This is a genomic window from Acidobacteriota bacterium, from assembly GCA_039028635.1.
Lineage (GTDB): Bacteria > Acidobacteriota > Thermoanaerobaculia > Multivoradales > JBCCEF01 > JBCCEF01.
This window is the reverse complement of sequence record JBCCHV010000041.1, coordinates 41,226-57,164: the sequence shown is the minus strand read 5'-3', so window position 1 is coordinate 57,164 and position 15,939 is coordinate 41,226. Positions and strand designations below refer to the sequence as shown.

Genomic DNA, 15,939 nt, shown 5'->3' with positions numbered 1-15,939 from the left:
CTCCCGTCGCGGCGGCTGAGCCGCCGCCGAGCCCGTCTTGGCTCGGTCGCAGGTTGCCGCTGAGTTTTTCAGCAACCTGCTAGCAGGCTGCTGAAAAAGTCCGCTTCGCGACTTTTCCAACGCTGCTAGCTGTTTGTTTCGGGGGCGCCCGGCGAGGGGGGGCTAAGCGCCCCCTCGCCTGCGCGGCCCGGCCCGAAAAAGTGCGATTTTCGGCGGCCCGCGTAGGGGCTCACCCCGTCCAGGGCTCACCCCGTCTCACGGCTTCGCCGCAGGGCCCTCTCGGGCCCGGAAGCAAGTTGCCGATGAGTTAATCAGCAACATGCTTGCGCCAGCGCAGGCGCCTTTCCGCTTCGTCGCGGGCTCGACCGATCGCGTCGGCGCCATCGGAGGCGGCCAGGTTCTCGAGTCGAAGGGTGGCGAGGGCCACGATCATCACCGCCTGCTGGCGTAGCGAGGGAGGGCCGCTGAAGGCGACGCGATCGAAGGCTTCGAGATGCTCGGCGGCGCGCACCACCAGCTTGCCGAGCACCGCGAAAGCGGCGTCCGACAGCGGTGGATCGCCGCGATAGATGTTGATCCGCCCGTTGGAACGGATCGCGCCGTCGGCCTGCAGGCCGACGAAACGCCGGAACCAATCGGCCCGGAAGTACCCTTCGGCGGCCACGATGCCGGTGTAGTCGGCGATCAGCTCGTCGAGCAGGTTGTTGCGCATCGAGCCGAAGAGGCGACGGGTGAAGTAGTGGGTCGCCTCGTGCTCGCGCCGAATCACCAGCGAGCGCTCCCGCCAGTCGTCGTCCTGCAGACCGAGATCGCCGGCGGGCACGGCGCTGTAGGGACCATTGCTGAGAATCATGAAGCGATCCTGAAACAGCTCCTTGTGAGCCCGGAGGCGGCTGAACTCCTCCTTCCAGGTGGCGGTCTCGCGGTCCTCCGGAGGGGTCTCCCGCCACTTCGCTTGGCGTTCCCGGATGCGCGCCCAGTTGTTGAAGCCGGCGACCATCAGCGCCCCCATCGCCGCCGGCACGGGCCGCGCCTCGTTGCGCCGCCCGAGGGCCTGGACCAGAGCCACGAAGTCCTGGCGCTGACGCACGATCAACACCGGAATGCGCCCCGCGGCGGTGCGGTGGAGCATGAGCTCGATGCCCTCCGGCTGCTCGATCTCGAGCCCCGTCGCCTTCTCCAAGGAATTCACCGGACGACCAGCCAGAGTCGCCGCTCGGTAGTCGTCCGTCGCGCTCATCCCCGCCGCCACCGGAAAAGCGAGCTGAGGCAGGTCGGCGCGCAGAAGCGGCCACACCGCTCCGCCCCCCGCTCGGCGCAACCACGTCGCCCACTGCTCGACACAAGGTTCGTCGTCGTGCGGTAAAGGCTGCTCATCGAGCACCGCGAGATCGAAGTGGTTCTCGTTATAGCGCTCGAGGGCGGCCAGATCATCCCCCTGCGCCCCGAGGGAGGCCAGAATCTGCTCTTGAGCCTTCATGCTCTCCATGATAAATTGATCATATAGCAATACAATTTTGCCATCAGATTTCTATCAAAGAAGAAAAAAGGATTCGATCCTCGAAGAATGCTGATCGGCTCATCCTACAGGCTTCATTCTTCAGCACTTCGGGTATTGGCTGCGGTCGCCATGGTGGCCTGCCTGTCCGACCCCGTGTCGGCCCGAGCCCAGGAAACATCGCACTCACAGGTCGATTTAACGTCCGCGATAAATATTACCTTCGAAAATGACCCGCAGATCGAGCGCTCACGACAGCAGCTCGAGATCGCTCGCGGTGGTCTCGAAATCGCCGCCTCCGCCTTCGAGCCCCTGCTCTCGGCCAGCGGATCGTGGATCGACTCGCGCCTCGCCACCGGTCCCGACAGCGCCGATGAAAGCGAGGTCCTGGGCTTCGGCCTCGGCCTCGATCGGTTGTTGCGCGGCGGCACCCTGCTCCAACCGCGCTTCGACATCGAGCGCGATCCGGGCACCGTCGCTGACGCCACCGTCAACGTCGGCACCCTGAGCCTCGCCCTCACCCAACCTCTGCTGCGCGGCCGGGGACGAACCGCCACGGCGGCCGACGAGCGAGCCTCGCGACTCGACGTCGCAGCCGCCGAGCGCGACCTCCACCAGCTGATCGAGGGGCGGGTGCGGAGTGTCGCCCGCCAGTACTGGCGCACCGTCGCCGCTCAGGACCGGTTGGCCATCCTGCAGGCCACCGAAGACAGCTCGCGGCAGCTGCTGGCGACCACCCGGCTGCTGGTCGACGCGGACCAGACGCCGCGCGCCGACCTGGTGTTGATCGAGGCCGACCTGACCGCCAAGGAAATCGATCGCATCGCCGCCGAAAGCGCCCTCTTCGCCGCCCGTCAGGATCTCGGGCGCGAGATGGGACTCGACGCCCAGGCCCTCCAGGCCTTGGCACCGCCGAGTGATGCGCTTCCCACCATCACCGCCTCGGCGGACCTCCCGACACTGCCGGCAGCGCAGCGCTTCGTCGATCTCGCCACCGAGCGCCGCCACGACCTGGCTGCTCTGCGCTTGCGTCGAGAGGCCACCACGGCGCTGCGCACGGCAGCCCGCAGCGGCCTGCTTCCAGCCCTCGATCTGACCTTCGTCCCGAGCTACTCCGGAGCCATCGAGGGATCCTCCGTCGACGACTTCTTCAGCTCCACGGTGCGCAACAGCCCCGGCCTGAGCAGCGAGCTACGGCTGCAGCTCGGCCTGCCCCTGCGCAACCGCGCCGCCGAGGGCCGATGGCTGCAGGCGACGGCTCGCGATCGCACCTCCGAGCTGCTCGTCGAAGAGCTCCTCAAAGGCCTCGCGGCGGACGTCCCGACGGCCGTCGACGCGGTCGAGCGCAGCCGTCAGCAGGTGCGCTTGGCGGCGGCTTCGGTTCGACTCTTCGAGAAAGCCGTCGCCAACGAGGAAAAGAAGCTGCGCGCCGAGGCCTCCACCCTGATCGACGTGATCACCCAGCGGGACCGCTTGACGGCCGCCCGCCAGCGCATGATCACCGCCCGCCTCGCCTACGCCCAGGCGCTGATCGACCTACGCTTTCAGACCGCCACCCTCACCGCCGTCGCCGACCCCTACCGACTCGGCGACCTAGAGACGGTCCCCGACCCACGAGGAGGAGCGCCGTGATCTTCCGCAAAGTCGCCCTCGAAAGACTTTCTTCCCCGGAGCAGCTCGACCAGCTGATGCGGGTGACCACGCCGGTAGGCTGGCTCGCCCTCGGCGCTATCGGTTGCCTGCTCGCCGCTACCCTGGCTTGGGGAATCCTGGGATCGTTGCCGACGGAAGCCGGCGGCGAAGGCATCCTGCTGCGCCGCGGCGGCGTCTCCGACCTGGTGGCGCGAGCCAGCGGCCAAATTGCCGATGTCCGCGTCCAGGTGGGCGACGCGATTCGCAGCGGCCAGGTGGTGGCGACGGTGCGACAAGAGGCCCTCGAGCGGGAGCTCGCCGAGACCCGGGCCAAGCGCGATACCCAGCAGGAGGAGCTCGACAAGCTGCTCTCCTTCTCCGATGAGCAGCGCCGACTGCAAGCGCGGAATCGTCGCCAGCAGCGCTCTCAGCTGGAGCAGGCCCTGGCCACTCTGGAGAGCGACCGCCGCCTGCTCGAAGAACGCATCGCCGCCGAAGAAGGGCTGCTCGCCGATGGCCTGATCACGCAGCAGAAGCTGGTCACCACCAAGCAGGAGCTCAACGCCACCCGCGACCGCATCGCCAACAACCGTCTCGACCTCGATGGTCTCGAGCTCAGTCGCCTGGAGACCGAGCAGAGCATCCTCAAAGAGATCGAGGCTCAGCGCACTGAAGTTCGCAACCTCGGCTACGAGATCGCCGATCTCGAGGCCCGGCTGCGCGAGAACCTCAACATCGTGGCGCCGCGGCAGGGCCGGGTGCTCGAGCTGATGGTCGATCCCGGCGACGTGGTCGACGGCAGCACGCCGATCCTGTCCCTCGAAGTTCCGGAGGAAGACCTGGTGGCGGTGCTTTTCGTGCCGGCATCGGAGGGTAAACAAGTGGCGCCGGGGATGACCGTCCGGGTCTCGCCGTCGACGGTCAAACGGGAAGAGTACGGCTACATGATCGGCACCGTCGATTGGGCGGCGGAGTTCCCTTCGACCCGCCGCGGCATGCTGCGCCTGCTGGCCAACGAGGATCTGGTTTCGCGGCTGCTCGCCGAGGGCCCCCTGATCCAGATCGACGTCACCCTCGAAGGCGACACCAACACCCCCACCGGCTACCGCTGGTCGTCGAGCCGGGGCCCCGATCTCGAGATCAGCAGCGGCACCCTCGCCGATGGTCGGGTGGTGGTGCGCGAGGATCGGCCCATCCACCTGATCATGCCGAAGGTGCGGCAGAACCTCGGCCTCTAGGATGATCTCGCCCCTCGTCCGATTGGTCAGCGCCGCAGTGATGAGCCTCGACCTGCGCCTCGCCGGAGCGCTCTGACGGTGCTGCGCCGCGTTCTCACCCGCCTGCGTTCCTGGCTGCCGCGGCGACGCCGCGCCCGCACCCCCACAATCTTGCAAATGGAGGCCGTCGAGTGCGGCGCCGCCAGCCTCGCCATCGTTCTGGCCCACTATCGCAAGTGGGAACCGCTCGAGAAGCTGCGCATCGCCTGCGGCGTCTCGCGAGACGGCTCGAAGGCCTCCAACGTGGTGAAAGCGGCGCGCCGATACGGCCTGGTGGCGAAGGGGTTCAAGAAGCAGCCGGAGGCGTTGCGCAGCCTGCCGGCGCCGATGATCCTGCACTGGAACTTCAACCACTTCCTGGTGCTCGAAGGCATCGACCGCGGCAAGGTCTACCTCAACGATCCGGCGATGGGACCGCGCGTCGTCGACGAGGAGGAGCTCGACCAGTCCTTCACCGGCGTCGTTCTGACCTTCACGCCGAGCCAGGACTTCGCTCCCGGCGGCCAGCCCCCGAGCATGGTGCCGGCGCTGCGCCGCCGCCTGATCGGCTCGGCCGCCGCCGTCGCCTTCGTGCTCCTCGCCGGTCTCGCCCTGGTGATGCCGGGGCTGGTGGTGCCGGTGTTCTCGAAGGTCTTCGTCGATCGCGTGCTGCTCGAGGGCCGCCTCGACTGGCTCAAGCCCCTGCTCCTCGCCATGGGCCTGACGGCCGCCGTCCTCGGCTCCCTGACCTGGATCCAGCAACACTTTCTGCTGCGTCTCGAAACCAAGATCGCCCTCGCCGGCTCGAGCCGCTTCCTATGGCACGTCCTGCGCCTGCCGACGGAGTTCTTCAGCCAGCGCTTCAGCGGCGACATCAGCTCTCGAGTGCAGATCAACGACCGCGTCGCGCAGCTCCTGTCGCGCGACCTGGCGACCAACTTCCTCGCCATTCTGGCGGTGCTGTTCTACGCCTTCGTGCTCTTCCGCTACGACGTCGTGCTGACCCTGGTCGGCATCGCCGTCGCCTCCCTCAATGTCGCGGCCCTGCGCTTCGTGTCGCGCAAACGGGTCGATGGCAACCGCCGCCTGCTGCAGGAGCGCGGCAAGCTCGACGGCACCGCCATCGGCGGTCTTCAGATGATCGAGACCTACAAAGCCTCGGGCGGAGAGACGGACCTTTACGCGCGCTGGGCCGGCTACCAATCGAAGGTGGTCAACATTCGCCAGGACCTCGAGCGCCAGACCCAGATCCTCGACACCATTCCACCGGTGCTGTCGGCCCTCAGCACGGCCCTCATCCTCGGCCTCGGCGGACTGCGGGTGATGGATGGTGAGCTCACCCTCGGTGGACTGGTGGCTTTCCAGGTGCTGATGGCGAGCTTCATCGCGCCGATCAACCGTCTGGTCAACCTGGGCGGCAAGCTGCAGACCGTCGAGGGCGACATGGCGCGCCTCGACGACGTGCTGCGCTACCCGACGGACCCGGCCTACGAGGCCGCCGAGGAGAGCTCGGACCCACCCCTCAAGCTCCACGGACACCTCGAGCTGCGCAACGTCTCCTTCGGCTACAACCGTCTCGATCCGCCCCTCATCAGCGGCCTCGACATGGTGCTCGAGCCGGGCAAGCGCATCGCCCTGGTGGGCGGCTCCGGCAGCGGCAAATCGACCGTCGCCAAGCTGGTCAACGGCCTCTACGAACCCTGGGAAGGGGAAATCCTGTTCGACGGCAAGGCGCGCCGCGACCTCGACCGCCGCACCCTCAACCACTCCATGAGCTCCGTCGACCAGAGCATCTTCCTGTTCGAAGGCTCGGTGCGCGAAAACCTCACCCTGTGGGATTCGACGGCCGCCCTGCCGGAGATCGTCGCCGCCGCCCGCGACGCCTCCATCCACGACGACATCGCCGCCCGCCCCGGAGGCTACGACAGCCCGGTGCGGGAGGGCGGGTCCAACTTCAGCGGTGGTCAGCGCCAACGCCTCGAGATCGCCCGCGCTCTGGTCGGCAGCCCCACCCTGCTGGTGCTCGACGAAGCCACCAGCGCCCTCGACTCGACGACCGAGCAGCGCATCGACCAAAACCTGCGCCGCCGCGGCGCCACCTGCCTGATCGTCGCCCATCGCCTGAGCACCATTCGGGATGCCGACGAGATCATCGTCCTCGACCACGGCAAGGTGGTGCAGCGAGGCACCCACGACCAGCTCATGGCGACGCCCGATGGACCTTACGCCCAACTGATCGGAGAGGACTGACGGAACGATGAGCGATCCTCTCCAGCCCCCCACCGGTCCACCGGCCCTCGCCGGCAACGAGGTGCTACCCCTGCCGGCGGGCTCGCCGCCGCGGTTGGTGACCTCCGGTCGTTTCGAGGTCTTCGCCCGGCTCGCCACCGAAGACGGTGGCTGGGGCCGGCGCCTGCACCTCGGATCCGCCGAGACCGGCGACGCCCTCTGTGGAGTCGAAGGCGGAAAGCTGCAGCTGATCGCGGTCAGCGCCGTCCCCTCGACAATCGCGCCGGTCACCGCCGGGACGCCGCCGGCAGACCTCCATCGCGGCATCGACGGCTGGCTCGAGCTGCTCTTCGACAGCGTCTCCCCGCCGCCACCGCCGAAGCGCTTCATCGCCCTTTCCGCCGGCGAGGAGACGGTTCTCGAAAAGAAGAAGACCGTCGCCCGCAGCGACCGCGGTGTCCAGTGGGTGAGACTCCTGGAGGGCGAGGCTCGCTTTCTGGGACGCGCCTCCTTCCCACTCGATGGCCAGACCCTGCCGGTCGGGCGCCGCACCTGGGTGAAGGGAGCGGCGGACTCTCGCCTGAGCGCCCAGAGCACCGCCACCCTGGTCGCCGATGGCCGGCTGGGAAACGCCCTGGAGGAGTTCCACCGCACTTACATCGCCTACCTCGAGGAGCACCTCGCGGGCGAAGCGGAAGCCGACCGCGAGCGGGTGGCGCGGCAGAGCCATCGCGATCGCGCCGGTCTCGCCGCCGCCCACGGCCGCCTCACCCGCGTGCTCGGCGACGACGGCGGGGCGACCGCGGCGGCCGCCAGCGCCGCCACCGAAGACCCGATCCTCGCCGTCTGCCGAATGGTCGGCCAGGCCCTCGGCCTCACCATCCAGACCCCGGCCGAGTCGCCGGAGGGCAAACGGCGCAGTCTGCGCTTCGAGGAGATCTGCTCGGCTTCCCGAGTGCGCTGGCGCCGCGTGCTGTTGCGTGACGATTGGTGGCGTCAGGACAATGGCCCGCTGATCGCCTACCTCGCCGAAGACGACGAGGCGGAACCTCGCCCGGTCGCCCTGCTACCGATCTCGGCGCGCCGATACCACCTGGTCGATCCCTCCACCGGCGAGCGCCACAAGGTCGACGGCGCCCTCGCCGAGCGCCTCGACGGTAGCGCCTTCATGCTCTACCCGCCGCTGCCGGAGCGCGCCGTTCAAGTCCGCGATCTGGCGCGCGCCGCCCTCCGCGGCCGTGGCCGCGACCTCACCACCATTCTCGCCATGGGTGTGGCCGGCGGCTTGGTCGGGCTGGTCGTGCCACTGATGACCGGTCGCATCTTCGGTCACGTCATCCCCAGCGCCGACCGTTCGCAGCTCGCCCAGATGACCCTCGGCTTGATCATCAGTGCCCTTGCCGCCGGCATCTTCCAGATCACCCGCAGCATCGCCGTCCTGCGCCTCGGTGGCAAGGTCGATGGCACCGTCCAGGCCGCCGTCTGGGACCGCCTGCTGTCCTTGCCGGTGTCCTTCTTCCGGCGCTTCAGCGTCGGCGATCTCGCCGACCGGTCGATGGGCCTCGACTCGATCCGAGAGCTCTTCATGGGCAACGTCACCACTTCCCTGTTGACCGCCATCTTCTCGGTCTTCAGCTTCGGGCTGCTCTTCTACTTCAGCCGCCCGCTGGCCCTCATCGCCACCCTGGTGGTGGCGGTGCTGCTGCTCGTCACCGGTGCCCTGACCTACATCCAGGTGCGCCGCCAGCGCCCCCTCTTTGAGCTCCAGGGCAAGATCGCCAGCCTCCTCCTGGGCATCATCAACGGCCTGCCGAAGCTGCGCATCAGCGGCGCCGAGCAGCGCGCCTACTCGCGCTGGGCCGAGCGTTTCGCCGAGCAGCGCGAGCAGACCCTCGAGGTGCGTCGGATCACCAACGCGCAGGCCGCCCTTAACAGCTTCTACGGCGTCATCGCCTCCCTCGCCATCTTCGCGATGGTCGGCTTCTCTTCCCGGGTCGACCTGCCGATCGGCGAGTTCCTGGCCTTCAACGCCGCCTTCGGCCAGTTCCTGGCCTCGTCCTTCGCCATTCTCGGGGTGTTCTCGAGCATCCTCACCATGGTGCCGATCTACGAGCGCGTTCAGCCGATCCTGGAGACGCCACCGGAGGTCGACGTCGACAAGGCCGACGCCGGCGAGCTCGCCGGCGATATCGAGTTCGGCCACGTCTCGTTCCGTTACGAAGACGATGGTCCGCTGATTCTCGATGACGTTTCCTTCCGCGCCGGCGCCGGCGAGTTCGTCGCCCTGGTCGGCCCCTCCGGATCCGGCAAGTCGACCTGCATTCGCCTCATCCTGGCCTTCGAATCGCCCCAGTCGGGCTCGATCTATTTCGACGGCCAGGATCTCTCGACCCTCGCCGTGCAGTCCGTCCGGCGACAGATCGGGGTGGTTCTGCAGCATGGCCAGCCGATGGTCGGCGATATCTACTCCAACATCGTCGGCAGCTCCGATCTCGGCATTCAGGCGGCCTGGGAGGCCGCCGCCATGGCCGGCCTGGCAGAAGACATCCAGGCCATGCCGATGGGCATGCACACGGTGATCAGCGAAGGTGCCGGCACCTTCTCCGGGGGCCAGAAGCAGCGCCTTTTGATCGCCCGAGCGGTCGTCCACCGACCCCGCATCCTGCTCTTCGACGAGGCCACCAGCGCCCTCGACAATCGCACCCAAGAGATCGTCAGCCGTAGCCTCGAAAACCTCAAAGCGACCCGCATTGTGGTTGCCCACCGCCTGAGCACCATCGTCAACGCCGACCGCATCGTGGTGATCGACAAGGGGCGGGTGGTCGAAACCGGTACCTACGAAGAGCTCGCCGCCGCCGGCGGAGTCTTCGCTCGCCTCATCGAACGACAGGTGGTCTAGCATGCGAAAAGTCCTCTATCTCTTTGGCCAGCTCAACGACGAAGACGTCGAGTGGATCACCGAAAACGGCCAGAAACGCGCCCTCGACGCCGGTCAGGTGCTGATCCGCCAGGGGGTTCCCGTCGATGCTCTGTTCTTTCTGTTGCGCGGCAAGCTCTCCGTTCATCTGGGGGCCGCCGAGCGCGAGATCGCCCGCCTCAACGTCGGTGAGATCGTCGGCGAGATGTCCTTCGTCGATGCCCGGCCGCCATCGGCCACCGTGCGTAGCTCGACGGCTGCCCTCGTCTTCGCCCTCGACCGCGCGCTCCTCCTCGCCAAGCTCGACCGCGATATGGGATTCGCGGCACGCTTCTACAAGGCCCTCGCCATCTACCTGTCGACCACCGTGCGCGAGCGCCACCGCGCCCTTGGCTACGGCAGCCAGGGAGATCTCGAAGAGCTGGTCGAGGAAGACGATGTCGACGAGCTCGATCCCAACGTTCTCGACACCGTCGCCCTGGCAGGAGATCGGTTCGACCGTATGATGAAGGCCCTGACCGAAGACTGAGACACGATTCGATGAAGTGCCCGCAATGCCAGTTCGACAGCCCGCCGGAGATGAAATTCTGCGGCCATTGCGGCGTCGGCCTCGCCGCCGCTTGTCCGAGCTGTGCCATTGCGGCTCCCGCCGGATTCCGCTTCTGCGGCCATTGCGGCACCCCATTGAGCTCGGCCTTCGCGACCGCCCCGGCCGCCGGGCCGTCGCCACCGGCGATGGCGGGACCGACGCCCATGGGAGTGGCGTCACCACGAGCGACGACCCCGGGACCGACGCCACCGCCTCCGGCGGCGACGCCCCAGAATCCCTCCCTGGCAGCGGCCCCGGTTCGCACCTACACCCCCGATCACCTGCGCGAGAAGGTGCTGTCGTCGGCCAGCGCTCTCGAAGGCGAGCACAAGCCGGTGACGGTGCTTTTCTGCGATCTCGCCAACTCCACGGCAACGGCCGAGAAGCTCGGTGCCGAGACCATGCACGACATCTTCCAGCACTTCTTCGAGATCTCGCTGGAAGAGATTCACCGCTATGAAGGCACCGTCAACCAGTTCCTCGGCGATGGCTTCATGGCCTTGTTCGGAGCCCCCATCGCCCACGAGGACCACTCCCGCCGGGCGGTCCTTTCGGCCCTCGCCCTGCAGCGAAGGCTGCAGCGCGAGCAGGATCGCCTCGGCGCACCGGCCGGCACCGAGCTGCTCTTCCGCATGGGCCTCAACATGGGACCGGTGGTGGTCGGCGGCATCGGCGACAACCTGCGCATGGACTACACCGCCGTCGGCGATACCACCAATCTCGCCGCCCGTCTCCAGGGCCTCGCCGAGCCCGGGCAGATCCTGGTCAGCGAGGCCGTCGAACGACAGGTGCGAAGCGACTTCGTGCTCGCTCCCCTACCGCCCACGCGGGTCAAGGGAAAGTCGCAGCCGATTCAATCCTTCCAGGTGCTCAGCCGGCGCCGCAAAGAGACCTCCCAAGCTCAGGACCTGACGCCCTTCGTGGGCCGAGAGCGCGAGCTCGGAGCGCTCGAGGAGCGCTGCGAGCAGGCTTTCGGTGGCCAGGGCCAAGTCATCGGCGTCACCGGAGAAGCCGGCACCGGCAAGTCCCGTCTGCTCGTCGAGTTCCACCGCCGCCTCGATCCCGCCCGCGCCACTCTCCTGCGAGGTCGCTGTCTGTCCTACGGCAGCGGCTCCCCTTATCTGCCCTTGACCCACCTTCTGCGCCAGGCAGGAGGGATCTCGGAAAGCGACGGGCCGGAGACGGTGCGCCACAAGCTGGAGCGCAATCTCGAGCTGCTGGGCTGTGAGCCGACCGAGCACCTGCCCTACCTGATGCGCCTTCTCGGGGCCGGCGACGAGCTCCCGGAGCTCACCGGCCGGGCGGTCCAGGAGCGCACCTTCGCCACTCTGCGGCGCGTTTTTCTCAACGCCAGCCGGCTGCGCCCGGTGATTCTCGAAATCGAGGACCTGCACTGGGTCGACGCCACCTCCGGCGAGTTTCTGACTTCCTTCATCGAAGCCATTGCCGGCGCCCCGGTTCTGGTGCTGCTGACCTATCGCTCGGGCTTCGGAGCGGAGTGGATGCAGAAGTCTTTCGCTACCCAGATCGCCATGCGGTCCCTGTCGGCGAACGCCAGTCGCGACCTCGCCGAGTCCCTGCTCGAAAAGCACGGGCTACCCGCCGAGCGGGCCGATGAGCTGCTCTCGAAAGCGGAAGGCAATCCATTCTTTCTCGAAGAGATCGTGCGCAACCTCGCCGAGCTCGACGACGGCGGCGTGCCGGACACCGTTCAGGGTGTGCTGATGGCCCGCATCGATCGCCTGCCGGAAGACCACAAGCGCCTTCTGCAGTCGGCTTCGGTGCTCGGCCGGGAGTTCCCCTTGGGAGTTCTCGAAGGGGTCGACTCGAGCGCCCGGCGACTACTCCCGGAGCTCAGTCACTGGGAGTTCCTCTACCCCTCTCCGAACAGCGAAGAGACCTACTACTTCAAGCATGCGCTGACCCAGGAAGTGATCTATGACAGCTTGCTGACGGCGCGTCGCCGTGAGCTGCACGAACGCTCTGGGCGGGCCTTCGAGGCCGTCTATCGCGAGCAGCCGGAAGACGTGCTCGACCGCCTGTCGTACCACTTCTCGCGCTCGCCCGATGCCGCTCGAGGGGTGGACTATCTGGCTCGCTTCGCCGCCGCGGCGGCTGCCGACTACGCCCATCAGGAAGCCGCCCGTGCGCTGCGAGAAGCGCTCGAAAGGGCCTCCGATCTCGCCATCGAAAGCCGCGCTGAGACCACCCTCACGCTGGTCCTCCAGCTCGCCGATTCCCTCCTCCCGCTAGCCGAATTTCCACAGACCCTGGCCCTCCTCGAAGACCATCGACAGCTCATCGAGGAGATCGCGGATCCAGCCCTCCGCGGCCGCTATTTCTTCTGGCTGGCCCACACCCAGAGCTATCTCGGCGATCAGGAGGCGGCGTGCCGCTGGGCCGAGACCGCCCTCGCCGAAGCCGGCACTGCCGAAGACGAGCTGACCGCCGGCAAAGCCTGCTACGTCCTGTCGCGGGAAGGCTTCTGGACCGGCCGCTTCGCGCAAGGCATCACCCAAGGCGATCGCGCCCTGGCCGCCTTCGAACGCGCTGGCGAGCGTTGGTGGAAGGGTCAGGCCCTGTGGGTGGCCGGCTTCCACCATCACATGTTGGGGCGTCACCGGCGTGCCCTCGAGTGCATGGACGAGGCCCTGCAGATCTCTCGCGACCTGGAGGACTATCGCCTCGATCCGTCGTGGAGCACCGGCTACTTCCTGGCCAACCTCGGCGACAGCGAGGGCGGAGTCGAGCAGTGTCAGAGCGGCCTCGAGCGGGCCAAGGATCCGCTCAATCGAGCCGCCGCCCTCGGGTTCCTCGGCTACGCCTACTGGATTCAGGGCGAGCTCGAGAAGGCCGACGCGGCGCTCACCGAGTCCGTCGAGATGCTCGGTGGAGCCGGCATGTTGCAGCTCGCCGGATGGTTCGAGTCCTACCGTGCCGAAGTCCTCTTCGCCCGCGGCTCCGGAGAGGCGGCCCGGCAAGCGGCCGAGCGGGCTCTCGAGTGGACCGAGCGTTGTCACTTCCAGTTCGGCACCGCCCTTGCCCATCGCACCCTCGGGCGTCTCGAAATGAGCCGCCATGAGGTCGCCGCGGATGATCACCTGCACCAGTCGATCGAGCGCTTCGCCGCCCTCGGGGTCACCTTCGAAGAGGCGCAGACTCTCCTCGACCGCGCCCAGCTCGCCGAGCAGGTCGGGGATCGCAATGCCGGTGCCAAGCATCGCCGCCGCGCCCACAGCCTCCTCGAGCAGCTTGGGGTGAAGGTTCCGCGCCCTGCCGCCATCACCCGAAGCGCCGACCGCACCCCCGCCTGAGCTCCCTTTGGAGCTTCACCCTCGGCCGTGACGGCGAAGGTTTCGTCGCGAGACCGAGTCTCCGACATGCTGTACCAGGAGATAGCCCTTGGCCTCGAGATTCTCCGGCCGCGCGACCAGCTTGACGTGGCTCAGGCAGCGCACCAGCCGGCCGATCCGGCCCACCGGCCAGCCTTTGGCGCGGGAGCGCAGGCTATCGACTCCGGCAAAGGCAAGCAGCGCGTCGGCTCGAGGCCTGGTTGCCAAGTCCCGACGTACAAGGTCGTCGAAGAGCTTGCTCCAGCGAACGTCCCGCGCCGGCTGTCGCCGGAAAGAACCTTCGAAACCGAGCCGTTCTCCGAGGCCTTCGGGCTGCAGGTCGAAGGAGAGATGAGGTCGCTCGACGGAGCTCAGGATTCGACTAGGTAGCTGACTCGACTGGGCCCGCAGAGGCTCCCCGAGGCCTCGAAAGAACCTTGGCCAGCGGTCCGCCGGAAGACCGACGATCTCCACCCTCAGATCTGCCCCTGGACGTCCCCAGAGGGCGAAGAGGTAGAGCGGGCGACTCCCCGACGGGAGTCGACGCAAGACCTCCACCAGGCCTGACCAAAGGGCCTTCGACGGTGTTTCGAGCAAGAGGGCCGGCAGCAACTCACGGCGTAGCCAGCGCTCCGAGAAGGTCGGCGCCAGCTCGATACAGATAACCGGGCGGGCAGGGTCGTCTTTCGGTCCGCAGTCGAACTCCACCCAGACTGCCGGCAAGTCTTGCCAGGGATTGGGCCGACGGGATGCCCAGCGCCCCGAAACGAAGCGCAGGAAAGATCTCGCCGGACCGGCCGGTAGGTTCGCGGCCAGAGGGTCGATCTCACCGGACCGAGTCAGCCGGACCGACAAGTCGACGGGCGCTCGCTGATCGGCTAGGCGAACCTCGAGCGCCGCGAGAAGATGGTCGCCGACTCTGCCGGCACGATCTGCCAGCACGGCGCTCTCCGCAGAGATCGGGGCAAGGTGCTGCAGGATCAGTGGTAGCCACTGACCGAGGTTCTGCCCACGATCCGGGTTGGGCTCAACCGACAGGATGTCCGGACACTCCTACGGGGGTCGCCCGGGAATCGCGAATGGCGACCGACGACCCAAGAGCCAGCTCCCCAGCCATCGGCCGCAACGGAAACCGCTGTACGAGCCGTGATCGGTTCGAAGGCGGATCGATCAGGCCGTCAGGGGCCTCCCCCTGGGGGAGGATCGGGCGGCGGATTATTGCCGGCCCAACCTCCGGCCACCTGATCGAGATCTTCGTCGGAGATCTCTCCGCCGAGCTGCTCCGCCTCTTCCAAAGTCAGCGTGAACCCCTTGGTCTGGGCCCAGGCGACCCACACCGCGGGATCCTCTTCGAGACTCTGGAACTCGTCATTCAGGGCCGGGTCCTCGGATAGAGCGAGGGCCAGACGATTGAGGTCTTCTAGGCTCATGGAATTCTCCTTAGAACCCTACTTGAACGCGCACTGCGGTGAATCTTGGAGTGCAGAATCACTCATTTTCAAAATAGGTCCGAAGTCGCGTCATGTCAAGGGGGGGATCGACGCGCTACGAGTCGAACGCCGCGACAGCCCAAAAAGGTTCAGGGCAACGGAACCACGAAGCCTGGCAGGACGTAGTTCTCGCGCACCGCGTACTCGAATAGGAATCGCCGACGCTCATCGTCGACCAGGTCGGCCACCTCCTGTGGCGCGACGGTGTCGTCGAGGGAAATCGAGCGAAAGAACTCATCCACCGAAGAAACGAAGATCTCTTTGCCGTCGGCCAGCCGACAGATGGGGACTCGATTGTCGAGGATTCCCCGTCCGCGCTCGATGTGGCGAGACATCTCGTCCCAGCGCCAGCTCTTGCGCGCAATCCGAGCCCGCTGCAGGCAGAAATCATAGGAATGGTTGGCGAGGCCCATCAGGAAGGGGCGCTTGGCGATCGCCCGCGACACCGCCTCATCGGCGAGACCGAGGGCGGCGTCCGCTCGCTCCAGATCGTCTTCGCGATAGAGCTGATAGGCGCGAGCGCTGTAGAGGGCCCTCTGAACCACCTCCAGAAGGTCCGGGTGGAGACCGCTCATCTCCGCCTCGAGGAGGTCGAGCTGGCGACGACCGGCTTCGATCCTCCCCTGGCGCAACAACCCGATGGCGCGACGCGATCGACTCAGGCTGCGGCAGGCCTCGGGAGCGAGAAACTCGCCCACCCAGGCCGCTCCCTCGGGTCCCGAAAGGGCCGCCAGGCGAAAGATCGAATCCAGATCTTGGATCTGGGCCGCTGATGCCTGCTGGCTAGTCGCTGCCACTGGGCTCAAAGTTCGGACCTCCAATCTCGTGGTCTGCCGCGGGCGAGCGACTCGACCGATCGATTCGGCGCCACCGCCGGCGCCGAGACCCTCGGCCCGGGAATGACCCCGGCCGAGGATCGAGATCCGGGGACTCCTGGGAGGGAATCCCCGGTCTGAGAGCTTCCGCGCCTGGCGGAGGGTCAAACAACGACGGTGC

10 protein-coding genes are annotated in these 15,939 nt (G+C 67.3%); 6 read left to right on the top strand and 4 right to left on the bottom strand.

Features of this window, described 5'->3' with window-relative positions; translation table 11 throughout:
- Positions 1–307: 307 nt before the first annotated feature.
- A complete protein-coding gene (locus tag AAF604_16560) occupies positions 308–1,480 on the bottom strand; it encodes a hypothetical protein (GenBank protein MEM7051284.1) in 1,173 nt (390 codons plus the stop codon).
- A 150-nt stretch (positions 1,481–1,630) separates the two neighbouring features.
- Between AAF604_16560 and AAF604_16555 the strand changes: the two genes are divergently transcribed.
- The 6 genes from AAF604_16555 (at position 1,631) to AAF604_16530 (ending at position 13,435) form a co-directional block, all read left to right on the top strand.
- Positions 1,631–3,130, top strand: a complete 1,500-nt coding sequence (locus tag AAF604_16555; protein MEM7051283.1) for a TolC family protein — start codon at positions 1,631–1,633, stop codon at positions 3,128–3,130.
- Positions 3,127–4,368 (top strand): NHLP bacteriocin system secretion protein, encoded by a 1,242-nt coding sequence (locus AAF604_16550; protein ID MEM7051282.1) that lies wholly within the window; start codon positions 3,127–3,129, stop codon positions 4,366–4,368. The genes AAF604_16555 and AAF604_16550 overlap by 4 nt, the downstream gene beginning before the upstream one ends.
- Positions 4,369–4,482: 114 nt before the next feature.
- Positions 4,483–6,636: an NHLP family bacteriocin export ABC transporter peptidase/permease/ATPase subunit gene (locus tag AAF604_16545; GenBank protein ID MEM7051281.1), complete on the top strand. Its 2,154-nt coding sequence runs from the start codon at positions 4,483–4,485 to the stop codon at positions 6,634–6,636.
- Between the two features lie 7 nt (positions 6,637–6,643).
- A complete protein-coding gene (locus AAF604_16540; GenBank protein ID MEM7051280.1) occupies positions 6,644–9,514 on the top strand; it encodes an NHLP bacteriocin export ABC transporter permease/ATPase subunit in 2,871 nt (956 codons plus the stop codon).
- Position 9,515: 1 nt separating this feature from the next.
- Positions 9,516–10,061: a cyclic nucleotide-binding domain-containing protein gene (locus AAF604_16535; GenBank protein ID MEM7051279.1), complete on the top strand. Its 546-nt coding sequence runs from the start codon at positions 9,516–9,518 to the stop codon at positions 10,059–10,061.
- A gap of 11 nt (positions 10,062–10,072) precedes the next feature.
- On the top strand, positions 10,073–13,435 hold the full coding sequence (locus tag AAF604_16530; GenBank protein MEM7051278.1) for an adenylate/guanylate cyclase domain-containing protein: 3,363 nt from the start codon (positions 10,073–10,075) through the stop codon (positions 13,433–13,435).
- Between the two features lie 15 nt (positions 13,436–13,450).
- Here the strand turns inward: AAF604_16530 and AAF604_16525 are convergent, their stop codons facing one another.
- From AAF604_16525 to AAF604_16515, 3 genes are all read right to left on the bottom strand, one after another.
- On the bottom strand, positions 13,451–14,395 hold the full coding sequence (locus AAF604_16525; GenBank protein MEM7051277.1) for a hypothetical protein: 945 nt from the start codon (positions 14,393–14,395) through the stop codon (positions 13,451–13,453).
- Between the two features lie 236 nt (positions 14,396–14,631).
- Complete coding sequence (locus AAF604_16520; GenBank protein MEM7051276.1) at positions 14,632–14,883, bottom strand: Nif11-like leader peptide family RiPP precursor; 252 nt, start codon at positions 14,881–14,883, stop codon at positions 14,632–14,634.
- 149 nt (positions 14,884–15,032) lie between these two features.
- Positions 15,033–15,749, bottom strand: a complete 717-nt coding sequence (locus tag AAF604_16515; protein ID MEM7051275.1) for a hypothetical protein — start codon at positions 15,747–15,749, stop codon at positions 15,033–15,035.
- Between the last annotated feature and the right edge of the window lie 190 nt (positions 15,750–15,939).